Origin of the sequence: uncultured Polaribacter sp. (assembly GCF_947495205.1) — a bacterium.
Classification (GTDB): Bacteria; Bacteroidota; Bacteroidia; order Flavobacteriales; family Flavobacteriaceae; genus Polaribacter.
The window spans coordinates 55,487-80,866 of the sequence record NZ_CANLXV010000009.1 but is presented as its reverse complement, the minus strand read 5'-3'; the positions used below and the strand labels follow the sequence as shown (position 1 = coordinate 80,866).

At 28.8% G+C, this 25,380-nt stretch carries 21 protein-coding genes; 4 read left to right on the top strand and 17 right to left on the bottom strand.

Annotated features, from left to right (window positions below):
• Window positions 1-101: 101 nt before the first annotated feature.
• From Q0762_RS10015 to Q0762_RS10005, 3 genes are all read right to left on the bottom strand, one after another.
• Window positions 102-1,031: a hypothetical protein gene (locus Q0762_RS10015; RefSeq protein WP_298766551.1), complete on the bottom strand. Its 930-nt coding sequence runs from the start codon at window positions 1,029-1,031 to the stop codon at window positions 102-104.
• Window positions 1,024-1,524, bottom strand: coding sequence for a hypothetical protein (locus Q0762_RS10010; RefSeq protein WP_298766549.1), 501 nt, complete (start codon window positions 1,522-1,524; stop codon window positions 1,024-1,026). The genes Q0762_RS10015 and Q0762_RS10010 overlap by 8 nt, the downstream gene beginning before the upstream one ends.
• 473 nt (window positions 1,525-1,997) lie before the next feature.
• On the bottom strand, window positions 1,998-4,481 hold the full coding sequence (locus tag Q0762_RS10005; protein ID WP_298766547.1) for a PIG-L family deacetylase: 2,484 nt from the start codon (window positions 4,479-4,481) through the stop codon (window positions 1,998-2,000).
• 173 nt (window positions 4,482-4,654) lie between these two features.
• Between Q0762_RS10005 and dnaN the strand changes: the two genes are divergently transcribed.
• Both dnaN and Q0762_RS09995 read left to right on the top strand, forming a co-directional pair.
• Window positions 4,655-5,773, top strand: a complete 1,119-nt coding sequence (dnaN, locus tag Q0762_RS10000) for a DNA polymerase III subunit beta (protein WP_298766546.1) — start codon at window positions 4,655-4,657, stop codon at window positions 5,771-5,773.
• 66 nt (window positions 5,774-5,839) lie between these two features.
• Entirely contained in the window at window positions 5,840-7,327 is a 1,488-nt protein-coding gene (locus tag Q0762_RS09995) for a hypothetical protein (RefSeq protein ID WP_298766544.1), read from the top strand.
• 211 nt (window positions 7,328-7,538) lie between these two features.
• On the opposite strand, the gene Q0762_RS09990 is transcribed toward Q0762_RS09995, so the two are convergent.
• The 11 genes from Q0762_RS09990 to msrB all read right to left on the bottom strand — a co-directional run bounded on the left by Q0762_RS09990 (window position 7,539) and on the right by msrB (window position 19,059).
• Complete coding sequence (locus Q0762_RS09990; protein WP_298766542.1) at window positions 7,539-7,802, bottom strand: hypothetical protein; 264 nt, start codon at window positions 7,800-7,802, stop codon at window positions 7,539-7,541.
• 242 nt (window positions 7,803-8,044) lie between these two features.
• Entirely contained in the window at window positions 8,045-9,505 is a 1,461-nt protein-coding gene (locus tag Q0762_RS09985; protein ID WP_298766540.1) for a hypothetical protein, read from the bottom strand.
• A gap of 117 nt (window positions 9,506-9,622) precedes the next feature.
• Window positions 9,623-11,914 carry an FdhF/YdeP family oxidoreductase gene (locus tag Q0762_RS09980; RefSeq protein WP_298766538.1) on the bottom strand — a complete coding sequence of 764 codons (2,292 nt, stop codon included), beginning with the start codon at window positions 11,912-11,914 and terminating at the stop codon, window positions 9,623-9,625.
• Window positions 11,915-11,919: 5 nt separating this feature from the next.
• Window positions 11,920-12,711 carry a formate dehydrogenase accessory sulfurtransferase FdhD gene (gene fdhD, locus Q0762_RS09975; protein WP_298766536.1) on the bottom strand — a complete coding sequence of 264 codons (792 nt, stop codon included), beginning with the start codon at window positions 12,709-12,711 and terminating at the stop codon, window positions 11,920-11,922.
• A gap of 221 nt (window positions 12,712-12,932) precedes the next feature.
• Window positions 12,933-14,111 (bottom strand): class I SAM-dependent methyltransferase, encoded by a 1,179-nt coding sequence (locus Q0762_RS09970; RefSeq protein ID WP_298766534.1) that lies wholly within the window; start codon window positions 14,109-14,111, stop codon window positions 12,933-12,935.
• Window positions 14,112-14,117: 6 nt separating this feature from the next.
• The gene (locus Q0762_RS09965) at window positions 14,118-15,200 is read right to left on the bottom strand and encodes an AI-2E family transporter (protein WP_298766532.1); all 1,083 of its coding nucleotides are present in this window, start codon (window positions 15,198-15,200) and stop codon (window positions 14,118-14,120) included.
• Window positions 15,200-16,477 carry a hypothetical protein gene (locus tag Q0762_RS09960; RefSeq protein ID WP_298766530.1) on the bottom strand — a complete coding sequence of 426 codons (1,278 nt, stop codon included), beginning with the start codon at window positions 16,475-16,477 and terminating at the stop codon, window positions 15,200-15,202. The genes Q0762_RS09965 and Q0762_RS09960 overlap by 1 nt, the downstream gene beginning before the upstream one ends.
• Before the next feature lie 55 nt (window positions 16,478-16,532).
• The gene (locus tag Q0762_RS09955; protein WP_298766528.1) at window positions 16,533-17,417 is read right to left on the bottom strand and encodes an RluA family pseudouridine synthase; all 885 of its coding nucleotides are present in this window, start codon (window positions 17,415-17,417) and stop codon (window positions 16,533-16,535) included.
• A complete protein-coding gene (locus Q0762_RS09950; protein WP_298766526.1) occupies window positions 17,417-17,836 on the bottom strand; it encodes a VOC family protein in 420 nt (139 codons plus the stop codon). The genes Q0762_RS09955 and Q0762_RS09950 overlap by 1 nt, the downstream gene beginning before the upstream one ends.
• Window positions 17,837-17,861: 25 nt before the next feature.
• Window positions 17,862-18,443 carry an ACP phosphodiesterase gene (locus tag Q0762_RS09945; RefSeq protein WP_298766525.1) on the bottom strand — a complete coding sequence of 194 codons (582 nt, stop codon included), beginning with the start codon at window positions 18,441-18,443 and terminating at the stop codon, window positions 17,862-17,864.
• Between the two features lie 136 nt (window positions 18,444-18,579).
• Window positions 18,580-19,059, bottom strand: a complete 480-nt coding sequence (msrB, locus tag Q0762_RS09940) for a peptide-methionine (R)-S-oxide reductase MsrB (RefSeq protein WP_298766523.1) — start codon at window positions 19,057-19,059, stop codon at window positions 18,580-18,582.
• A gap of 190 nt (window positions 19,060-19,249) precedes the next feature.
• Here msrB and Q0762_RS09935 point away from each other — a divergent pair, with 190 nt between their 5' ends.
• Both Q0762_RS09935 and Q0762_RS09930 read left to right on the top strand, forming a co-directional pair.
• Entirely contained in the window at window positions 19,250-20,065 is an 816-nt protein-coding gene (locus tag Q0762_RS09935) for a M48 family metallopeptidase (protein ID WP_298766521.1), read from the top strand.
• Between the two features lie 88 nt (window positions 20,066-20,153).
• Entirely contained in the window at window positions 20,154-21,461 is a 1,308-nt protein-coding gene (locus Q0762_RS09930; protein ID WP_298766519.1) for an MFS transporter, read from the top strand.
• Here Q0762_RS09930 and Q0762_RS09925 read toward each other — a convergent pair.
• The 3 genes from Q0762_RS09925 to Q0762_RS09915 all read right to left on the bottom strand — a co-directional run bounded on the left by Q0762_RS09925 (window position 21,458) and on the right by Q0762_RS09915 (window position 25,377).
• Entirely contained in the window at window positions 21,458-22,222 is a 765-nt protein-coding gene (locus Q0762_RS09925; RefSeq protein ID WP_298766517.1) for a CDP-alcohol phosphatidyltransferase family protein, read from the bottom strand. The genes Q0762_RS09930 and Q0762_RS09925 overlap by 4 nt on opposite strands.
• 165 nt (window positions 22,223-22,387) lie before the next feature.
• Window positions 22,388-22,936, bottom strand: coding sequence for a type 1 periplasmic binding fold superfamily protein (locus tag Q0762_RS09920; protein ID WP_298766515.1), 549 nt, complete (start codon window positions 22,934-22,936; stop codon window positions 22,388-22,390).
• Between the two features lie 35 nt (window positions 22,937-22,971).
• Window positions 22,972-25,377 (bottom strand): TonB-dependent receptor, encoded by a 2,406-nt coding sequence (locus tag Q0762_RS09915; protein ID WP_298766513.1) that lies wholly within the window; start codon window positions 25,375-25,377, stop codon window positions 22,972-22,974.
• Window positions 25,378-25,380: the final 3 nt, after the last annotated feature.

Here is a 25,380-nt window from a genome sequence, read left to right as displayed (position 1 = left end):
ACTAAAATAAAATTGATAGATAAAAATTCAGATTTCAACCATAAAAATAAGTAAAGTTTAAGAAGTAGGGAATTTTTTTACAGGTTTGTTGCAAATAGATTTTAAAAATGTGCAATAAAAAAAGATTTGAATTTTTTACGCCATTTTATTTTATCTTTTTCTGATAGCTTGTTGTTGTCTAAAACAATCCCTTTTATGGCATATTTTTCAGTTTCAAATTCGGTTGAAATTTTTGTAATATTACAATTATTGATGTGTAATAAAATAAGTTTTGGCACATGAATAAGTTGTACAGGTAATTCTGTAAATGTATTATGCCCTAAATGAAGTACATTTAATTTTTTTAACTGCTTCATAGAATTTGGTAAACTATTTAGTTGATTATGTTCTAAATATAAATTTTTTAAATTGCTTAATAAACCAATTTCTTCTGGTAAATTATAGATGTTGTTATTTGTGAACCAAAGCGATTTTAATTTTTTATTACTTTCTAAAATTTTAAAAACACCAGGTTTTTGGATGTGATTATTGCTTAAATTTATGCTAGAAAGTGATGTTATTTTAGAAATTTCAACAGGTATTTCTTCTAAATTATTTTGTTGTAGGTTTATAAATTGAATGGGCAAAGAGGCAATTGCTGTAATGGCTTGTTTAAAATTAAGATTAGGATTGTTGTTTAAAGAAATGTGATTTAAATTCTTTAACTTTAAAATAGAATTTGGAATTCTTTTTAAGTGCAAACTATCTAAAATAAGGACTTCTATTTTTTCTGGATTTGGAATAGCGTTTAAAACAGCATTTAAATTTAAAGAAACATTTCCAGAAAGGTTTAACATTCTTATTTCTTTAAATTTATGAAAGTTAATAGGTACTTTTTTTAATTTTTTATTACTTAAATCTAAACGATATATTTTATTATAATTTTTGAGATTTGTATTTGTAAAGGTTTCTCCAAAAGAGCGTTTGTAGGTATTACAACTTTGTAAAACAAACGCTAAAACCAAATATGTAAAGTATAGCCTTTTAGTCATTGGTTTGTAACGTTTTAAAAATGCTGCTGTTCAATTCAAAAAAAAGGTTGTCTTTTTTACTTACATTCCAAGGAAATCTGGGATTTAAACCAACATTGTCATGCAATGTGTTTTGTACAAAAGCACCAAGTTTCTGGGAGTTGATGCCTGCTTTTAAAGTTGTACTGTAATTATTAGTTGTATAGTTGCCAAATAGATAAGCATTTGCATAAAAAAGATTTTTAAATGGTGGTTTTGTATGCCACACATTTTTGCTGCCATCGTCTGAATTTACCATATTATTTGGTGTTTTACTATAATCTGGATTTGGCGTAAACAAAGAAAGAGCAAAACCTATATTAAAAACTTCTTGCTTATTTAAAATTCTACTATAACTAAGTTGTAAAACACCAGTATTTCCAAAATCTGTACCTTCTCCATAAAAAAGATTTCCTCCTCTAAAATCGTTTTTAAATTGAATGTTTAACGAGTTGTTATTTTTACTAAATCGCATTAAAAACTTACCTAATCTTTGGTTAAAAGTATTTAGATTTTTTGGTAAAAACTCTTTTTCGAATCCAAAACCTAAACCATAAAAACGTTGTTTGTTGTTAACAGGACTGTTTAATAATGTGTTTTCGAAAAAGGAAGAAGCTAAAAAGTTTAGATTATTTCCAACGCCTAAGAGTGTAAAAAAATCATACCCATAATTAAAACCTTTTGTTTTTATAGTATGTCTTTTAAAGAGATAACCACTGTATAAAGCAATGCCACTTTCAAAAGCAAAATTATTAAATTGACCTGTGCCAATAGCATAAGTGCTAAATTTAACTACTTTATTTTGATTGCCTAGTTGTATTTCCGCTTTAAAAATGAAACCAACATCTACATTTGTTTTTTGCGCATAAATGGCTAGGTTTACTAGAATTACAAATAAAGAAATATGTTTTTTAAAATTGATAATTTGGCAGTTTTAATACAGTTAAACTATTTAACAGACAATAAATTTGCGAACAATTTATACGCACCAGAAACACCTGCAGGCAATTCTCTAAAGAAACTTAAACCTGTGTAAATGTAATTTCCCTTGCCATATTTGGCAATAAGTAAACTCCCGTTTTTAGGCGTTTCTCCCTTATCATTCATAGATAAAATAGGTGTGTATGCGGAATTCCAAGAATTTGGAAAATACAAACCACGTTCTTGCACCCAGCCTTTAAAATCTTGTGTTGTAATTTTGTTGGGAGTATTTAAAACAGGATGGTTTTTGTCTAAAATTCGTACTTCTGCAAACTCGTCTGTAACTCTATCTCTAGAGAGTTGCAGTGGGTAAGGAGCACCAACATCAACTCTTCTGTTGGTGTTGTATTGTACAATTAAATTGCCACCATTTTTAACATAATTCAATAAGAATTTTTGTTTAAATTTTAATTCTTTTACCACATTATAAGCTCTGATACCCAATACAACGGCATCAAATTTTTCCAAATTTTCTGCATTTATTTTAGATGGGTTTATGGTTTCTACCAAATACCCAATTTGTCTTAAGTTTTCTGGTATTGCATCACCAGCGCCTTTAATGTAGCCAATATTGGTGCCTGTTTTTTTAATATTTAGACGTACAATTTTTGCTTCAGAATTTATTAAAACCGATTGTTTTGGAATATGATTGTAATTTATTTCTACCAATTCTTTAGTAAACTCTTCACCATTAACTGTTGCAGAAATTTGCAGTTTTCCTTCAGTTTGTTTTTTAGGAGGTGTTACTTTAAAAACAACCGTTTGTTTATCATTTTTCTGCTGAATATTAAAATTGATTCGCTTTGGAGAAACTGCCCAATTATTAGGAACATTTAAGCTTACAAAACCATTAACATTATTTGCTCCTGCACGAATTGCAACAGGTATTTCTTTTGTAGTATTGTCAGAAAAAAGTAACACTTTATCTTTAAGATTGGTAGTTACCTTGGGCAATACTTCAAAAGGTTCATAAATTTCTCCTTTATCACGTTCTGCATATCTTCTAACAATGTTTTTCGTAATGGTTAGTGGTATCTTGTCAATAATTAAATGAAAATCTATTTTTGCAGGTCTTGGCGTTTCTGGTTTTCCAATTAAAAGTTGATTTTCCACGGCATACATGCCTAAGCTAGCTTGTTTTTTAAGCCAATAAGGAGCTGAATATGCTGTAGTATTAATTACCAAATCTTCTTTAAAAGTTACCCTTTTGTTGGGCGTTAGAATTGTGTTTTTTTTATAGACTTTATTTTCTAATCTAGAATTGAAAGAAACCAATTCAATAGCAGTTGTACTTCTGTTTAAAGTTTCAAAATTTACAGAAACTTTTGTTTTTGGCGCAGTTGAAGAGGTATTTGCAGACGCTTCTAAATACAAGCCAGCACAAGCTTCTATAATTTCTTTAATTTGTTTTTCTTTGATTTCTCTCCAATGATTGTCTTTTAATTTTTGAATTAATTTGTAGGCTTTCATTAATTCTGGTAAATGTTTAGATGGATTTATAAAATTAAAATTTTCTTCAACTTCATATAAAATTTCACCAATTTCTCCACCCTTTTCAATACGATTCCAAGTGGTATTTATTCCTGAAAAAATATCTTCTTTATCTTTTGGTGCATCACCTTTTAAAAACTCTATATATTCTTTTTGAGAACCTCTTGTGGTAAGTCTGCCAAAACCTTGGCATAAATGTTGGCTGCTTGCTAAAGATGCTAATTCGTTGTTAGATAAACCTTTTAACGGGTAATAAGCGCCCACATCAAAAGAAGTAAGTTTACCTTCAGTTGCTTTTTCAAAATCGGCTTTATTTCTATAAAACCAAGAAGAAGTATTAAAGTATAAACGTTTGGGTTGCCAGGTTTCCGTATATTTTAATTGTTCAGGGAATTTTGTTTTATCATTAACCAAATCAAAAGCAGCAACACTTAACATGGCAGAACTTGTGTGATGGCCATGAGTTGTACCTGGTGTTCTGTGATTAAATCTATTGATAATAACATCTGGTTTAAACGTTCTTATTGCCCAAACTACATCACTTAAAACAGCTTCTTTATTCCATATTTTTAACGTTTCATCTGGGTGTTTAGAATAACCAAAATCATTCGCTCTGGTAAAAAGTTGTTCACCACCATCTACATTTCTTGCGGCTAGCAACTCTTGTGTTCTTATTACGCCTAGTAATTCTCTAATTTCTGGGCCAATTAAATTTTGGCCACCATCTCCTCTTGTTAAGGATAAATAGGCTGTTCTTGCTTTAACTTTATTTGATAAATAAGCAATTAATCTGGTGTTTTCATCATCTGGATGTGCGGCAATATATAAAGCTGTACCTAAAAAATTTAGTTTTTCAATTTTCTCAAAAATTTGGTTGCTAGTTAATTTTTCTGGTTTTTGTGCAAGTATTGATGTTGAAATTAGTAAAATTACTAAAAAGGAATGTAAGATTTTCTTCATTTTAAAATATTGATAATGAGCAAATGTACTTTTTTTATAACCTACAAGAACGCTGTTAACATAATTATAACGTTTACAGCTCATCAACAAAATGCTTATAATCTGTTGATAAAATAATTTTTAAAATAACTTAATAAAGTTATATTTGTAATACAAATTAAGACAAAAAATAAATGAAATTTATTGTATCAAGTTCGCAATTATTAAGACAATTACAAGTTTTAGGAGGCGTAATAAATAGTAACAACACCTTACCAATTTTAGACAATTTTTTGTTTGAATTGTCTGAGAATCAGTTAAAAGTTTCGGCATCAGACCTAGAAACTACCATGAGTTCTGTGGTAGACGTAGAAAGTGATAGTACAGGTTCTATAGCAGTTTCTGCGCGTTTATTGTTAGATACTTTAAAAACATTTCCAGATCAACCCTTAACATTTAAGACAGAAGGAGAAAATACTATAGAGATAAGTTCTGACCAAGGAAAGTATGATATGGCGTATTTTGGTGGAGATGAATTCCCAAAAGCAGTTACTTTGCCAAGTCCAAGTCAAACAGTATTGCCAGCACATGTTTTAGGAACAGCAATTTCTAAGACCATTTTTGCTGCAGGTAATGATGATTTAAGACCTGTAATGAGTGGTGTATTTTTTCAGTTTAGTTCTCAAAGTTTAACTTTTGTAGCTACAGACGCGCACAAGTTGGTTAAATATTCTAGAACAGATGTAACTGCAGATCAAACGGCAGAATTTATTATGCCAAAGAAACCTTTAAATTTATTAAAGGGAATTCTTGGTGGTTCTGAAAGTGAAGTTACCATAGAATATAATGATGCAAACGCAAAATTTACTTTTGATAATATCGTCTTGGTTTGTCGTTTAATAGACGGAAAATATCCAAATTATGAAGCGGTAATTCCTAAAGAAAATCCAAATAAATTAACTGTAGATAGAGCATCTTTTCAAAATTCTGTGAGACGTGTTTCTATTTTTTCTAGTAAAACAACGCACCAAATTCGTTTAAAAATGGCGGGTACAGAATTAAATATTTCTGCCGAAGATTTAGATTTTGCAAACAAAGCAGATGAGCGTTTAAGTTGCGATTATCAAGGAGATGATATGCAAATTGGTTTTAATTCTCGTTTTTTAAGTGAAATGTTAAGCAATTTAAGCTCTAGTGAAGTTTTAATTGAAATGTCTTTGCCAAATAGAGCAGGAATTTTAACACCTATAGATGGCACAGATGAAGGTGAGCAAATTACCATGTTAGTTATGCCTGTAATGTTAAATAGTTAGTATTAAAACTAATGAGAGTTAAAATAGATTTTTTTGTTTATATTAAAATCAAAATAAATTTATAAAATGAAAACTCTCTATTTTATCTTTTTTTTATGTTGCTTTCAAATTTTAAGTGCTCAAACAAATACAAATTTTAGATTAAGCAAACAGTATTTTGTTAGGGGAGACGCAAAAATAATTGGAAATACCATATTAAGTAAATACAAGAAAAAATCATTTAATAATAAATTTGTTATTAATGATGTTGTAAAAATGAAATATGTTGATATTGACAATGACAAAAGTACTTTTAGTTCTAGTCAAGCAACTTTAAAAATACCTAAAAACACCAAAAAAATAGTAAATGCTACCTTATATTGGTCAGCTATTTATAGTTTTAATCGAGGTGTAAAAAAAAGAAAGGGTAATAACATTGTTTATAGAGGTAATAATGTTAGAGATAAAGATATTCATAAAATAAAATTTAAAACACCAAACAATACTTATCAAAACATAGAAGGTAAAGTTCTTTATGATGGATTTGAAAAATCTAAAAATACAGACAATGCCCCTTATGTTTGTTATCTTGATGTTACAGATATAATTAATAAAAATCAAAATAAAAACGGAGTTTATACTGTTGCAAATATTAAAGCCACACAAGGTTTTACAACTGGCGGTTCTTCTGGAGGTTGGTTACTACATGTTGTCTTTGAAACGGAAAGTGGTACACCTAAATTTATAAATACCTATCATGGCATTAATACAATTAGTAAAAAACCTTTACAGATAGAATTAAACGGTTTTAAAACAGTTAAAGAAGAAAACGTAAAAGCGGCTTTAACTTTGGCTACTTTAGAAGGTGACAGTGGTTTAGGTAGAGATCAATGTCTTATTTACAACCAGAAAAAAGAAAAGTTTATTCCTTTAAAAAATAAATTAAGACCTGCTAGAAATTTTTTTAATGGCACCATAACCATAAACGAAGAAAACTTTAAAGATAGATTACCATACAATTTAAATAATTTAGGTTTTGATATTGTTGAAACGGATTTACCAAACCAAAATAACCAAATATTAACAAATGCGACAACATCATTAAAACTTAAACTTCAAACAAAATCAGATAGGTTTCATTTGTTTTTTGCATCTTTTAAAACAGAAGTTGACAGTGTTTTTTTTAAGGATAAAAAAGAAATTGAAGAAAGAAATATAGAAAATAAAATTAAGATAAATGGACTTTTGGTTAAAGATTCAAAATATATTAATGGTATAACAGACCTTACAAATAAAGAAATAGCTATTAAAAAGAACATTAATATCCCCAATTTAAAGTCAGGATATTATATCATATCAAATGTGTTTTCTAACCCAGATTTTGCTGAAAAATGGAAAGACTTTTTAAAAAATAAAAACCATACTCCAATAACATTTGTAAATCCAGAAAATCAATGGCAATATGTATCTATTTTTAATAACTTAGATAAAAACAAAGCAATATTAGAGTTGGAACAACTAAAAAAAAGCGAATACTTTAAAGATCTATGGATACAAAAAATTAATTTAGATTGATTTAAATACATTCTAATTTATTTTAAAAGCAATTAAAATAGTTGTTTAAAAAGTAAATAAAGTGTTTCCATCCAAAGGTAAAACCAACCAATATCAATCCTTCTAAATTTCCATTGATTAAAGTGTACATAGTAAAAGAGTATCTTAATTAAAAGACACTCTTATTTCGTTTAAATAATAAACGAATTTACAAACTGCTTTTGGGGAGTAGTTATCTTTTTGTAACTTGTGAAAATACTTTTAAAGTATCTTTTTTCATAATTTTCGCGTCTTTTAGGGTTACTGCAATTACATGTTCTGGGTTAGAAACCTGAAATATATAACTGAATTGTCTAAAAGAGGTTATATGGTAATTTGGGAACTCTTTCTCTACAGCAGCTTTATTTGATTCATAATGTGCTAACTCTGTTTTTACCGGTTGACAGCCAACTAATGTTAAACCTAAAAATGCCAAGGCAATACATACTTTTCTCATAATAAATAATTTTTAAAAATTAATAAAAACTATTATTATACTAACTCAGAATTAAATTATATAGGGATAAATTCTGCTTTTCTAAGCTATTACATAATAGCGAAAAAAAATACATTTTGTAAAGTAGGGAACTTTAAATTGTATTATAACAAGAAATGTTTTTAGGGTTAAACAATTTCCAACTTATTATAAATTTTAACTATAGGGAGTATAATTAAATAACATTACAAAGATAATAAAATTTATTTCATATTTAAAAAGGAAAAATTATAATTTATTCCTAAATTTAAAAATGTACTACCTAATGTGCCTCCTTTTGCTTTTACATATCCTAAAGCACTTCGTAGTTTTAATGTTTTATTTACTTGATATTCAAAGCCTAAGCTAGGTTTTATAATTAAGCCTTGACCTGTGCTAATATTACCACCACCAGCTGCACCTGCAAGAAGTTGTGTGAATAAACGGGTGTTTATACCTATAATATTTTTAGATTTAAAACCTAGACCAATTAAACCTTCTCCATAAGCACCTGCATTGCCAAAATTTGCAAAAGAAGTTTGTCCTGCAATGTATAGGTATTTATTGATATCAAAATTTATTTGCAAAGATATTTGATGCATGTCTTCTGTTGGGTTTTCTATTCGTTTTGCATCAAAATACCAATCTTGTTTTAAAATAAAATCTACTCCTTTAAAAATTCCACTGTTAAAAGTTTTATTTTCATTTGTAGTAATTGCTCCATTTCTGTCTAAATAATACTTTAAGCCAATACCGTAAGAAGATGCTGTAAAATCTTTACTAGGAGTTAAAACGTATCCTTTGTTAATTGATATAAAAGTATGGTCAAAAAGTTTTTGTTCAATAGAAATATCAGGAGAAATCATAAAACCGCCATCAGAATCTACACCACCACCACCAGCTGCACCAATACTAAATTTACCTAGAATATTTGTTCTTCTTTTATTAAAGCTAAAGTGATAACCACCTCCTAAAAATACATCCATAAAGCCAGCTCTAATTCCGCTATAAGCGCCATCTACTTTTACAAAAGCAAACCAATTGTCTGTAAAATAGTTTGCAAATTCAAAACCAGCAAGACGTATTGTTTTGCCTTGTATGATTTCTTCTTTATTAGGGATTGCTCTTGTTGCATATAAATTGTTTAAATGTAACATTAAAGCATTGGTTTTACTTTTCTGATTCCAAGAAGAATTTCTTAATTGTTGAATTGAATACGTTTTTTCTAATGCTTGGTTTTCAGCATAATCATAATTTAAAGGAATCTCTATAGCTACATTTATTTGACTGCCTTTTATTAAACCCTCATCAAAAAAATTAACGTAACTGTAGCCTGTATTTAGAGAAAAATATTTAAAATCGTAACCTAAATTAAAATGTGGTAATATAAAAGCTCCTCCTCCATCTTTTGCTCCTGCACCACCTCCACCACCAAAATGAAAGCCTGTATCTAAATAAAATTTTTCTGAAATAAACTTTTTGTAGCCAGCATTTAAGCCAAGTGTAAAAAAACCACCTCTTTTTCCTGTAACAGAGCCATAAATACCTAAACCTGTATAAAAAGACTTGTTTAAAAGAATGTTATAATGTATTCCAGAAAAACCCATGTTTGGTTCATTTGGAATTTCTACCTCTGGCATTACTATAGATAAGTAATCTATTTTTGCAAAGCCTTTTTGTTTCAATTTCTGTGGAATATTTTTGTCCTGAGCAATTAAGTTACAGCTAGAAAAAATAAGTAAAAGAATATAAAAGTACTTTGTAACCATGAGTTTATGTATAAAATATTTTGCAAATATAAATTATCTTTTTTCAATAGTAATAATAACAGTTTTAGAGGCTGGTGTGTTACTTGTATGCGCTACACTTTTTATGGGAACTAAAACATTTGCTTCTGGAAAATAAGTTGCAGTACATTTTTCTGGAATATTGTAGGGTACAACTAAAAACCCTTTTGCCATTCTTTTTTCAGTATTAAAATGACTGCTTAAATCTACTAAATCTAAGCTTTTGAAGTTAGATTTTTCCATGTCTTTTCTATTCATAAAGATAATGCGTCTTTCATTTAAAACACCTCTGTATCTATCATCTAAACCATATATAGTTGTATTGTATTGGTCGTGGCTTCTAATAGTCATCATTATAAATTGATGCTCATTTAGTTTTATTTCTGAAGGCTTGTTTAAAGTAAAATTGGCTTTTCCTGTTTTGGTAGGAGAAAAGTTGTTATTTCTTGCATTGTTAGGTAAATAAAAACCACCATTTTGCCTTATTTTTTGATTATATTTTTCGAAACCTGGAATAATTTTGGCAATTTGAGCTCTAATTTTGTCATAATTAGAAATTAACTCAGTCCAATTTACTGTTGAATTTTTTAAAGTAGCATTTGCTAAGCCAGCAATTATTGCAGGCTCACTAAGTAAATCTTTTGAATGTGGATTTAAATGTCCTTGAGATTTATGCACAACTCCCATTGAGTTTTCTACAGAAATAAATTGTTCTCCAGAACTTTGGTAATCTTTCTCTGAGCGTCCTAAACAAGGTAAAATTAAAGCTTTTTTACCAGTAATTAAATGACTTCTATTTAGTTTGGTAGAAACATGAACGGTTAAATTACAGTTTTTTAAAGCTTCTGCGGTATATGTTGTATCTGGTGTAGCAGAAATAAAGTTGCCACCCAAACCAAAAAATACTTTTGCTTTTTTTTGATGCATTGCTTTTATAGAATTTACCACATCTAAACCATGTTTTCTTGGAGAAGAAAAATTAAACTCTTTATCTAATTTGTCTAAAAAAGAATCTGGCATTTTTTCCCAAATCCCCATAGTTCTATCGCCTTGCACATTAGAATGACCACGAACAGGACAAGTACCTGCGCCTTTTTTACCAATACTTCCTTTTAACAATAAAATATTTACCAACTCTCTAATGTTATCTACAGAGTTTTTATGTTGTGTTAAACCCATTGCCCAACAAAAAATAATTTTATCATTATTGATAATCATTTCTGTTGCTTCTTGAATAATCTCTAAAGAAAGACCAGTTTGTGGCAATAACTCTTCAATAGAAAAATTATCTAAATCTAAAAGCATTTCTTCTAAACCAGCAGTCTTATTTTTAATAAAATCATGATTAAAAACAGCACCAGGATTTGCCATTTCTTCTAATTTCATCAGTTTTAATATGATTTTTAAAAGGGCAACATCTCCATTAATTTTTACTTGTAAAAATAAATCTGTTAAATCCTGTCCTTTTCCAATCCATTTTAAAGGGTTTTGAGGATCTTTAAAATTTAGTAAACCAACTTCTGGCAATGGATTTATGGTAATTATTTTACCACCATTTTTTTTGGTTTCACTTAAAGCGCTTAACATTCTTGGATGGTTTGTTCCTGGATTTTGCCCAATTACAATAACCAAATCGGCATAATTAAAGTCATCTAAGGTAACAGAGCCTTTTCCAATTCCTAAAGTTTCGGTTAAGGCAGCTCCACTAGATTCATGACACATATTAGAGCAATCTGGTAAATTGTTGGTACCAAATTGTCTTACAAAAAGTTGGTAAAGAAATGCGGCTTCATTACTAGTTCTGCCAGAAGTGTAAAATATGGCTTCATCTGGTGTGTTTAAATTATTTAGTTCTTTGCCAATTAATTCAAAAGCACTTTTCCAAGAAATTTCTTCATAATTGTCTTTTCCTTCAGGCAAAAACATAGGTTGTGTTATGCGACCACTTTTACCAATTTCATAATCAGATAATTTAGAAAGTTCTTGTACAGAATGTGTTGCAAAAAATAAGGGAGAAACTTTGTTTTTTGTAGCTTCTTCTGCAACTGCTTTTGCGCCATTTTCGCAATATTCTGCTAAAAAAGCACGCTTAGCATCAGGATCTGGCCACGCACAACCTGGGCAATCAAAACCATATTTCTGATTCAAGTTTTTTAACAACTTAATTCCTTTTACAAAGCCTACCTCTTTATTTATATTTACTAATGCAGATTTTATAGCTTTTGCACCAACGGCAGAAGTTGGGATTTTTGTCAATTCAATTCCTGTTAATTTTTCTGCTGATGTTGCATTTGTTTTGTTTTTCATAACGCTTATTTTAAATATTCAGGATTCGAATAGATTGTCATTTTTTGTGCTCTAGTAAAACCAATTAAACAAATACCAAATTCTTTTGCAAAATCTACAGCTAAAGATGAACACGCAGAAACTGCTATTATTACAGGTATTTTGGCAATAAAAGCTTTGGTTACAATTTCATAAGATACTCTACCACTTACTAATAAATATTTGGCTTGGTTTAGTTGTTCGGTTAAAAGTAAATCTCCAATAGCCTTATCTACGGCATTATGTCTGCCAATATCTTCTTTAATACTTAATAATGTATAAGTTGCGCTAAAAAGGCCAGCAGCATGACTACCACCTGTTTTTAAAAATGTTTCTTGGTACTTTTTTAGTTGAATAAACATTTTATAAATATGCACAGCATCTACTATTTTTTCTGGTGCTAGTTTTTTACCACTTACTTTAATGTCTTTTAGTGCTGTTTTGCCACAAATACCACAAGAAGAAACAGATAAAAGTGTTCTTTTATTTAAATAACCTTTTCCTAAATTATTTTCTGCGATTGTTACATTAATAATGGTTGGAACATTATTTTTTTCTTCAATAATTTTAAAGTAAAATGAAGATTTTTTTTTTAAGATATCTTCTGCGTATAAAAGGCCTCTTACCAGTTCTTTGTCACTTTTTGGCGTGCGCATAACAACTGTGTAAGGTTTTTTGTTGATGTTTATTTGCAACGGAGCTTCTACCACCAAAAAATCATCAATTTTGTTTAAAATTGTGTTTTTAATTTTTATGGCTTGGTAGGTATTAGTTTGCATTTACAAATGGCTTTACTACAAACTTAATAAAAAAAGTGATAGCTTAATAAGAACAAAAGTCTTAGAAATACATCTAAGACTTTTTATTAAGTGTTTCTTACCCCTAATAAAGTAACACTCAAGTGTTTCAAAGCTAAACTTTATTATCTGTAACCCTTAGAAAAAATATATTTTAGTTATTAACATTTTTCTATAAAAGTTATTAACAATCTATTTGGTTTCTATTTTATTTTACTGGTAATCAGTACAGTTAGTTTGTTTTTTTTGTTAGTAGTGCAGAAGATAAATAGATTACCACCTTCTTTAATTTTAGTTTCTTTTCTAATTTGAGCTACTGTTTTTGGAAAGTTTCTTGTAGTAATATTGGCTTTGTTGTTGGGTATTAGTTTTTTAAGTAACTTTTTATCATAAGCCAATATGTGGTTTATTTTAAATACTCTACCAGGAAATGTTTCTAAATTTTCTGATGTATACAAATGTGCATGTTCTTGTAGTTTAAAAACATTAAAGTGTTTTGTTATTTGATGAAAACCACCAGACTTTAATATAGCTGCATTAGGCTCATATAAATAGGAGAGTGGCATTTCATATTTAGAATAGTTTGTTTCTTTATAATTAAATTTAAAAAATTCTTTAATTCCCTTTTTTAGGTTTATTGTTTTTATTTGTATTTTATTTTCAAAATCTTTTTCTAAAAGAAATAATAATTCTTTTACTTCATTATTAACGGCTATAATATGAATTTCTTTTACATTTTTAAGTTCTCCTATAGTTTGTGTAATGTCTAAAATTGGAGATGTTTTTACCAGAATTGTATTGGTTTTGGTAAAAAGAAAGTCAATTTTTGGAGTTATGTATGGTAAACAGTCTTTTAGTAAAAATACTTTTCCTTTTACTTCATCTCTTCTAGAAGGATCAATATAAATGCAATCAAAAAAACACTTGGTTTCTTTTAAATAATTTGCACCATTTACAGCAATGGTTTTAATATTTTGATTGTTTAATTGCCTGTAGTTGTGGTTTACAATTGTTGATAATTCACTATTAATTTCACAATGAATTACTTCTTTAAAATGTTTAGAAAAATATAGGCAATCTACCCCAAACCCTCCAGTAATATCTATAATTTTATCACCAGAAATTAAACTAGCTTTATACTTTGCTGTAATTTCTGATGAAGTTTGCTCTATACTTACTTTTGGTGGGTAATAGATATTTTTACTTGCAAACCAAGTAGGTAATTTCTTTTCAGATTTTTGTTTGGCAATAATTTGATTTGCCAATTCCTGTATGGTAATTTCTTTAAAAGGAGTTCCTTTTAAAATTAGCTTTGTAATTTCTGTTTTTAAATTTTCTGCAATAAATTGCTGAACTTCTGGATTGAGTATGGCTAAATTCAATAGGAATTATAAGTCTTTTGTTAACGATTTTACAATTTTATTTTCTGCTAAAAATTCTTTTAAAATTACTTTTAAAGCAGTGTATAAAGGCACAGCAGTTATCATTCCTGTAATGCCAAATAATAAACCACCAATAATAATAACTAAAAATATTTCTAACGGATGTGATTTTGTGGTTTTAGAAAAAATAATGGGTTGGCTAGCAAAATTATCTACCAATTGGGCAATAAAATAACCGATCATTACATAAATAGTTGTTGGTAATATTTCTGTTTGAAAATCTTGTGTAATATTACTAGTCATAGATAATACAAACATTATAAAAGCTCCTATTAAGGGACCTATATAAGGGATTAAATTTAATAAAGCACATAAAAATGCAATTACAATGGCATTATTTATTCCGAAAATTAATAAAATTATGGTGTAAAAAATAAACAATATTGTTATTTGCAATATTAAACCAATAAAATATCTAGACAATAAATTATTAATGGTTTCTAAAGATTTAGAAAATCTAGTTTCTGTGTTCTTAGGCATCAATATTAAAACACCTTTTTTTAGCAACTGACTGTCTTTCATAAAGAAAAAAGAAATAAACAATACAGAAAATAAGCCAACACTTAATGTACCAACAGCGCCTAAAACTGTATTTAGTAAATTTGGTATTGCTTTAAATTGAGAGGTAAAATCTATATTTTTAAGTTCGTTTAATATATTTATTCCTTTGGCAGAAAAATAAGTATTAATTTGATTGAATATATTTTGAATATTAGATTCTAAACCATCTACTTGTAAAAGTGATAAACTTTCGCCTTGCTCTATAATTAAAGGGATAAATAAGCCAATAATACCTGTTAGAAAACCAAGCATTAATACCATAGAAACTATAACAGCTAAGGTATTTGGGAATTTTAGTTTATTTCTTAAAAATAAAATGAAAGGTCTAGCAATTAAAGATAAAATTGCAGCAATTACAATGTAAATAATAACAGACTGTATAGTATATAAAAAATAACATAAAAGGAAAATTCCTAACAGAATTGCCAGTGCTCTTAAAATACCGTTTGCTATTGTTTTCGCCGTCATTAATTATATGCTTTAACTTCTCCCATACTTAATTTTCTACCGTTTGCAAAAGTATGATTTTTTGGAAGTAACGTTCCACTTTCTGTTGTTATCCAATCTTGCCATGTAGCAGAAACACCATTCATTTTCATGCTTGGCACTGTCATTTCATAAGCAATCGGTAAATACGTTTCATCTAAAATCCATAAATACGAGTCTCCAGGAGTTGTGCCACCAGTTGTGTATTTAATTAAGAGCGCAGTTTTATTATTTTTTTTCTCAATACTTCTAATGGCGCCATTATCAAATAATTTATGTGGTGCAACTAGCCAAAAAGAATCATTATTAAAAATATTCCAAGCCCTATTAATAATTTTAGCATTAGGTGTTTCTTGTTTTTTATTATTGAAGTATACCGTGCTTTTTTCTTTATTTGTTGGATATAAGTTTACGCGAATGGAATCCCAAGATACATCTGCAACGTGTTTTTCTTTATCCCATTTAAAAGAACGTCTGCCACTAAAACTCCATTCTAGATAGCGTGTTTTTTGATAAGCATTGTGTTTTATTCTGTTTAAAATTTTGTTTGCTAGCTCGTTTGCTTTAGGATTATAGGCTCTTACATTTCCCATTGGAATTTCTAAACCAAATAAAGAAAGTGTATGGTTTGTAGGTAATTTTATACCAGATTCTGTGTTTTTTAGTTGATTCCAAGTTGCAGAAACTCCTCCAATAGGAATAATCTTTGTCCACATTTTATAAGAAGTTGGTAAGTAATTATCATCTAAAATCCATAAATAAGAATCTCCAGGAGTGTCTCCACCAGAAGTGTAAGTTATTAAGAGCGCATCTTTATTATTGTGTTTTACAATACGTCTTTCTGTGCCTTTATCAAATATTTTGTATGGTGCAACTAACCAAAAAGAATCATTATTAAAAAAACGTGTTGCTTGTTTTATTAAACTTTGGTTTTTTACGCTTTTTTTTGCCACAAAAACTGCTGTTTTTTTTTTGTTTTTAGTATCTAAAACAACTTTGTTATCATCCCATTTTACTTCTACAATATGCTGTTTTTTATACCATTTGTAGTGATGTGTATTTCTAAAACTCCATTCTAAAACTTCTGTATTTTCGTATGCTTCTCCGTTTAAGGCGTTTATCATTTTTATAGCTAAAGCATCTGCATCCTTTCCTTTTTTTCCTTCAGGAAGTGCTTCATTCTTAGAAAAATAAAAAATAAGTACACCTACAAATAAAATTAAAACGGTGTAAGCCAAAAACTTGAAAAATTTCTTCATTTTTAAATTTTAAAATAATTGAATTGCTAAAATAAATCTTTTTAAAATAACATATTTATTTTAAAGCTATTAATGCACTGGTTTCAGAAAATATTTTATTAAATTTCTTAGGTAACTCTTTAGAAACATGCAGTTTTTCTGCTGTAAAAGGGTGTAGAAAAGTTAAAGAAAATGCATGTAAATACAAACCTTTTCCATTTAAAATTAGTTCAGTTTCTCCATAATTTTTATCTCCTAAAATTTGGTGACCAATACCTGCCATATGTTTTCTGAGTTGATGTTTTCTACCTGTTTTTGGCATTAGTTTTACCAAGTTTAAATTGGTAAAGCGTTCAGAATTTACAGCTTTTATCACCAAAAAATCTGTTATTGCATTTTTATGATCAATAGTAAGATTAATTGTACCGTCTTTGCACATTTTGCCAGTAGTTACTGCAAAGTAAGTTTTGGTAATTTGTTTAGTTTCAAATAATTTGCTTAATTTTTGAATTGAACTACTAGTTTTTCCTATCAATAGCACACCAGATGTTGGGTAATCTAAACGATGAATAGGTTGTGGCAAAACGGCATCTTTTTGCTTACTTTGTTTTAGGTTTTGTGGTAAGGCATTTTTAAGTGTTACAAACTTATTACCACTTACTAAAAGGCCAGATGGTTTGTAGACAATAGCTAAATAATCATCCTCAAATAAAACTTCTAAAGTTAATTTTAGTTTTTTAGAAAATGGAGTTTTTTCATTATTAATTAAAGTAATTTTTTCTCCTCCAGAAATATATTTAGAAGTTGTGGCAACCAAACCATCAATAAAAATGAGCTCTTTTTTAATCGCTTTTTTTAAACCAGATTTTGTGGTAATTGTGGTAAATATTTTTACTCCATATTCTTGAAAACGAATGGTTTCTTTCTGTTTTTTAGCAATATGGGTTTCTATAATTTGCATTATTTTGCAAACAATTGCCCAATATCTCTAAATGCTTTAAATTCTAGTGCATTGCCTTCTGGATCTTTAAAAAACATAGTAGCTTGTTCACCTACTTTACCTTTAAATCTTATATAAGGTGCAATTTCAAATTTGGTGTTTGCTTTAATTAATTGGTTAGAAAAATTTTCAAAATCTTCCCAAGTTAATACCACTCCAAAATGAGGTACAGGAACGTTATGACCATCTACAGCATTAGAAATTCTTTGAGGTTCATAGTCTTTTTTTTCATGGAGTACCAATTGATGTCCAAAGAAATTAAAATCTACCCAATCTTCTGTAGATCGACCTTCTTCGCATTTTAATACATCTCTGTAAAATGTTCTAGAAATTTCTAAATTTTTAACGGGTATAGATAAGTGAAATGGTTGTACCTGCATTATAATTTATTTTAAAAAATTAATTTTATCTTTGAATTTCTTTCCTGCTAAATTCCATTAAATCTTTAAAAAACGTTGTAAAATCTTGTTCTAAATCATTTTCTAGAATATTTAAATCTTCAATAGCCAAATTCATTTGAGAAACACCTTTGGTTCTTGCATTTAGACCATTTAGCACTTTAGCAATACCTTCTTTTTTCTTGTAATTGAATAAAATGTTATATTCAATCATATAGTTTATAAAACTTTGAGATTTTTCTGGCAGTTGAGGAGCATGCTTAGACAGTAATGTATAAATTGCTTTTGTGTAAATATCTAAGGGAATCGCAGAATAACTAGCCCAATTTTTGGCCAAGAAATAGTCGTAAAATACATCTATTATAACACCATCATAATGTCTGTATCTTTCGTGTAAACGTCTTTTACTTTTGCGCACAATTTTATGTGTATCTGTAAAAGTATCTATAGCTCTATGTAAAAAAATACCTTTTTGAATTTCTTCTGAAAAACCTTTATAATTATTGCCTTTAATATGATCTGCAATAAAATTACCAATCATAATATTGGTGTTGTCTTTTGAGAGGTATAAATGTGCTAAGAAATTCATGCCATAAAAGTAATTAAAAATATGCCACTTAAAGTTAAATCTTAATAATTTGTGGTTTATAAATTTAAACTTCTGTATTCAAAAGAAAAATCCAGAATTCATAAAATTGTGGATTTCTATTTAAATAAAACTAGATTTATTTTTTTTCGGGTATAAATTCTAAAGCGGCGCCATTTATGCAATGACGTTGACCCGTAGTTTTTGGTCCGTCGTTAAATGAATGTCCTAAATGACCACCACAAGTATTGCACTTTAGTTCTGTTCTAGCATAACCAATTTTATAGTCTACATCTAATTCTACATTACCTTTAATGGCTCTATCAAAAGAAGGCCAACCTGTACCAGAATCAAACTTATGTTTAGATTTATATAATTCTGTTTTACACGCGGCGCAAACGTATATTCCTTTTTTATAATTTTTATTTAAAGGGCTGGTAAAAGGTCTTTCTGTACCTGCCTCTCTTAGAATATAGTATTGTTTTGCTGTAAGTTCTTTTTTCCATTCTGCCGCTGTTTTTGCAACTTTATAAGTTTTTTTTTCTTTGGATGTGTTTTGGGCTTTACTATTACAGCTAATAAGTATAATAAGAGAAAGTATAGTGATTATGTTTTTCATTTTTTTATAAAATTAAAGTGACTTGTAAAAATAAAGTGTTTCTAAAAAAATAGTCGCATTTATTTTTAATAACTTAGAAAAAATGTGCATTTTTAACAAATAATCCAATTAAAAATACAGACTTTGTAAAAAATGAGCTTCAAAATATAATATTTTAGCTAATTTTGAAGTCTAATAAAAATAGAATACCATGAAAAAAATAAGTTTACTTTTATTTACAATATTTTTATTTGCAGAATGTAGTACAGTGCCAATTACTGGCAGAAGTCGTGTTAATTTTGTAAGTGATGCACAGGTTTTACCTGCAAGTTTTGCTCAGTATAAAGGTTTTTTAGAAGAAAATAAATTATCTACCAATAGAGAAATGACCAATCAGATAAAAGAGGTTGGTAAAAATATTTCTGCGGCTGTAGACCGTTTTATGAGAGCAAATAAAATGACTAAAGAAGCAGATTCTTATAAATGGGAATTTAATTTGGTAGAAGATGAAACCGTAAACGCTTGGTGTATGCCTGGAGGTAAAGTAGTTTTTTACACGGGTATTATGCCAATTTGTGCTAATGTAGATGGTGTTGCAGCAGTTATGGGGCATGAAGTTGCACATGCTTTTGCAAAACATGGTCAAGAACGTATGTCTCAAGGACAAATGCAACAAATAGGAGGTTTGGCTGTAGCTTTAGGAACATCAGGTAAAAGCCCAGAAGCGCAACAAATTTGGAATACTGCGTTTGGTGTTGGTTCTGGTTTAGGGATGCTAAAATTTAGCAGAGTGCATGAGCAGGAAGCAGATAGATTAGGTTTAGTTTTTATGATAATGGCAGGTTATAAGGGCACAGAAGCTGCAGAAGTTTGGGTAAGAATGAGTCAGAGAGCAAAAGGACAACAACAACCAGAATTGCTAAGTACACACCCGCACAACGAAACTAGAATTAATGATTTGAAAAATTACTTACCAACTGCAAGAAAGTATGCAGCACAATATAATGCATCACCAGTAAGAAATTAAATTTTTTGCAATTAAACTTTTACTATATTGTAAGCCGTTCAATACCAATTGAACGGTTTTTTTATGAATTAAATTTAGAGATATTATAATGTTACAAAAGGGAGATAAAAAGTTAATAAATGCTTGGGCATTTTATGATTGGGCAAATTCTGTGTACTCTTTAGTAATTAGTACAGCTGTTTTTCCTATTTATTATGCAGGTTTAACGGCTTCAGAAAATTTTGCAAATGCAGAAGGTAAAATTTCTTTTTTAGGAATGCTTTTTAAACCTACTTCGCTTTATAATTATGCGTTAGCGTTTTCTTTTTTGGTAGTCGCCATTTTATCTCCAATGCTGTCTGGTATTGCAGATTATGCAGGTAGTAAAAAAACATTTTTAAAGCGTTTTTGTTTGTTAGGTTCTATTTCTGTAATGTGTTTGTTTTTTTTTACAGGTAAAGAAACGTTATGGGTAGCTATTGTTTTTAGTGTTTTAGCGAGTATTGGTTTTTGGGGAAGTATTGTTTTTTACAACGCCTATTTACCTGAAGTTGCGCATCCAGAACAACAGGATAATGCTAGTGCAAAAGGATTTATGTTAGGCTATAGTGGCTCTATTTTATTATTAATACTTTGTTTGGTTTTAATAGAAACAGAGGTTTTTGGTTTTTATGACAAACAATTCGGATCGCAACTTTCTTTTGTTTTGGTTGGTTTGTGGTGGCTGGGTTTTGCACAAATTACTTATGCAAAACTGCCTAAAGATTTAAAAAATGATTTACCAAAAGACAATTACTTTAAAAAAGGAATTTTAGAGTTTAAAAAAGTGGCTAAAGAATTGTTTGGTTATCGTTCTTTAAAAATATTTTTAATTTCTTTCTTTTTATTAAGTATTGGTGTGCAAACAATTATTTTAATGGCGGGTATTTTTGGAACCATTTTAGGTTTACCAACTTTAAATTTAATTGGTACCATTCTTTTGGTTCAATTTGTGGGTATTTTAGGTGCATTTTTATTTTCTAGATTATCCAATAAAATTGGCAATATAAAAACGCTTAAAATAACCATTGCAATTTGGGGTTTGGTTTGTGTAATTGGTTTTAATTTAACTAAAGAAACTCCAAATATAGATTTGTATTTTTATGTTTTAGGAGGTTTAATTGGTTTGGTAATGGGTGCAATACAATCTTTGGCAAGATCTACATATTCTAAATTATTACCAAAAACAGAGGATACTGCTTCTTATTTTAGCTTTTTTGATGTTACTGAAAAAGTTGCTTTAGTTGTTGGTATGGTAACTTTTGGTTTATTAAACGCCATTTTCACCATTCAGTCTAGTGTATTGTCTTTAGCAGTTTTCTTTTTAGCGGCTTTTATTGTGTTGAGTTTTATTAATAAAACGAAGAATGTGCGTTAAAAGAAGACCTTTCTAATTAAAATGAAAATAAAAATCATAAAAGAGTAACCTATAAAAAAAGGAATTATAAAGGCTTTTAAACCTAAAACTAAAAGTACACTTATAATTAGTAATTGAAACCCTAATCCAAAAGTAGAAACTAAACTCATTAACCAATTTGGAAATGGTTTACCTTCTGGTGCTTTTCTGTCTAGAGCATAAATAATTTCATCAAAAATACCGTAAAGTGCTTTGTATATAAAATATAAAATATTTACGTTTTTTTGTTTTTCTCCGGGTAAGGCAGTAGGAGTAGCGTTTTCAAAAATTCTACTTGTGGTATCTCCTTCAAAATGATTTCTTAAAATTACATAATAATAATTGTACAAAGTTCCTTGTAATTGTATACCGAAGAAAGCTAATAAAGTCCAATAAATACTAATATCTGTTAAGTACCAAATGGTAATAAAAATAATAAAGTTGAGTATAATATCAGAAACGGAATCTAAAAAACGTCCTGTGTAAGAAGGTGTTTCTTTTATTCTTGCCAACTCACCATCTGCAGCATCTAAAATCGACTTAAAAATAAGGAAAAATGCAGCTGCCCAATAATATTCTATTACAATGCAATAAATACCAATTAAACCAGATATTACAAAAGCCAACGTAACATCTACCGGTGTAAATTTTGTAGTTTTTAAAGAATTTGCAATAATTCTAGCAACAGGTCTGCCATAATCTGATAAATCTATAAATTGATGTTCTTTGGGTAATTTAGACATAAAATGCTTTTAATTCGAGCATTTTTATCACTTTAAAAAGAAGTAAAACAGCACAAAAATAATACATGGTAAAAATATAAAAAGCAAAGAATTAAAAAAAGTAAAATATGTAAATAAAAAAAGTGCTGATTTCTCAGCACTTTTTAATCTTAAAAAAGAAATTTATTATTGCACCTGAATATCAAAAGTTACTTCAACATCTGTACTTCCTCCTGCATCTGCAGAAGTACCATTATTTGGTTTTGTTGGTTCGTGCTTTAAAACAATTGTTAAGGTACCAGAACCAGAAGGACCTGTTACTAAAGAAGTTTTAAGTCCAATAGGGTTTCCATCACCATCCATATCTGTTTTAGTAATTTCTATACCAGGAGCAGAGGTTGTGTAAAAGAACTCGTGCTCATCATCTTCCTCTTCTATTTCTTCTGTAATATCTTCTGCAGGAGATTCTGTTTCGTTTAACAATTCTATTTCACCAGTATAAGATGTATTAGGTGCTAATGTTCCAGAAACAGTGTACGTTCCTTCTGCACCACCTTCTCCATCTAAATCTTGGAAAGTTAAAGTTACAACATCATTACCATTTGTTAATCTATAGTTTACTGTTGTTATTAATTCTTCTTCATCCTCACCATCATCGTCATTACGATCATCTTCACAGCTTGTGAATATTAAAGTAGAAATAAATAATACGGCCAATAATTTAATTGTTTTCATTTTGTTTGATTTTAAAGTTTTCATTTGTGTTTGTTTTAATAATTATATTTTAATTTTAAATTAAAGTTTCTACCTAATTCATCTGCAAAATAACGTAGTCTGTTTAAATTTTCTCTGTAGGCAACATTAAAAACATTAGCTACATTAAATTCTATTTTTAAATTACTCTTTTTATTCATTTTAAAAACAGCAGAACTTCGTAAATTAAATACAGTATAAGTAGGTGGTGTTGTGCTAATATCTACAAAAACATCTTCTTGTAGAATTGCATTAAAGGTGTTAAAATTATAATCTGGAAATCTATTTTGCTGTAAAACCGTTTTTTGGTTGAACGCAATAGTTAACTGATTTAAATTTTTGTTTTGATAAGAAATTGTATTTGTAAAATTTGTAGAAGGCATGTGAATTAATGCAATATCCTCCGTTAAATTATCTCCTTGCAACAAGCTTAAACTGCCCAAATAGTTAAATTTTTCTGTTATTTGCTTATTAACATCTATATCTATCCCAAATATTTGCGCATTAATTTGATTGTATTCCCAAACAGGAAATGCGCCTCTAATAGTTGTTGTAATTCCAACAGGTATTAATTGAATAAAACCATTAATATGTTTGTAATACGGACTTATAGAAAAACCAAAATTACGATTTACTCTTTCTAAAGAAACAATAAATTTATTGGCAATTTCTTTATCTAAAGTTAACAAACCTGTTTCTATTCTTGCTGCAGAATGATGCAAACCATCGCTAAATAATTCTGATGGATTTGGAACTCTAGAAGCTAAACCGTAATTGACTAATAAAGAAACATCATTATTAAAACGTTTAGAAAGCCCCAAACTTGCAGATAGGTTGTGAAATGTGTACTTAGGATTTGTTAAAATTCTAGTTCCATTTATAGTACCTGTTTCAAATTCTGGGAACAATTCGTCGTAATTAAAAGTTTCGTTCCAGTCTGTAACATTGTATCGCTTTCTTGCATCAATTTTAGAAAAATCATATCTAAAACCAGCACTAAAATCAGTGCTTTCATTTAAATAGTAATTTGCAATTGTAAATAAACCAGCATCATATTTTGTAAAATCTGGAATTAATGGATTGGTTCCTGTTCCAGAAATTGCATCATTTTGCTGATAACGAATTAAAACGCCAGTGTCTATTTTTAAATTATCTAAATATTCTACCTCTAAATTTGTTTGTAGCGTATTTGTAAATAACCTTAAATCTATAACAGGTGTGTTAGATCTGTTTCCTCTTCTTAAATCGAATTCTTTTCTTCGGTTTAATTGCACATCATATTGTACAGACAATTTACCTAAATCTTTAATACGTTTATAAGCTTCTATTTTACCTAAATGATGGTAAATTTCTTGTTTTGGAAACGTAATATCATAAGAAAAATCTTCTGTAACTCTTGGTTGTAAGTTATTAATTGCGTTTACCAAATCGTTAACGTTACCAATATGAGAAGATTGTAAAATTGCAAATTGGTTATTTACAAAACTATAATACGCGTTAAAACCTTTTTCATACGTATTATAACCCATTCTTAAAGATGCATTTAAATTCTTTAAACCACTATTGGTTAAATAATAATCTGGTGCTCTAAAATCTCCAAATTGTTTGTAATTGGCTTGAAGCTTAGAGTAAAACCCAGATTTATACGTTTTTACAATTTCAGAATTTATGTTACCACCAAAACCGTTGGTGTTAAAAGAGGTTATTGTGCTGCCAAAAAGGGAATCTTTTACTGCATATTTTTTAGGTTGAATCAATATTAAACCACCAACAGCATCTGAACCATACTTTAAGGTATTTGCACCTTTAATAACTGCAATTTTTTCGCTTGCATTTATGTCTATATTTGGTGCGTGTTCATCTCCCCATTCTTGGTCAAACATACGTACATTATTGTTTACTATTAACAGTCTGCTGCTATGTAAACCATGTATCATTGGTTTTACAATACTATTTCCTGTATTTAAGGAAGATACACCACTCATTGTGTTTAAAGCATCGCCTAAAGATTTGTCTGTAAAATTTTCTATGACTTCTTTTTTTAGGTTTTGCTCAACACTTGTTATTGTTGTTTTAGATGTTGTTCTTACAACTACTTCATTTAATTCGTTTAAGTGGTGTTCTAAAAAGATTTCTTTGTAAGTATTTTTTTCAAGATTGATGTTTATTCTTTTAGGATCGCAAGAAATATGCTTAATTTCTACAACAAATTTTTGTGCACATAAGTTTTTAAATTCAAACAATCCATCTTCATTAGAAGAGGTGTATTTGTTTAAATCTAAGATGTGAACAGATGCACCAATAATTGGTGTATTGTCGTGAAAATCTGTAATTTTTCCTTTAAAAGTAATAGAACAATCTTGTGCTTGTGTAGCGCTAAAAATAAACCACACAAATACAAATGCTAAAAATCTTTTTATCATTTT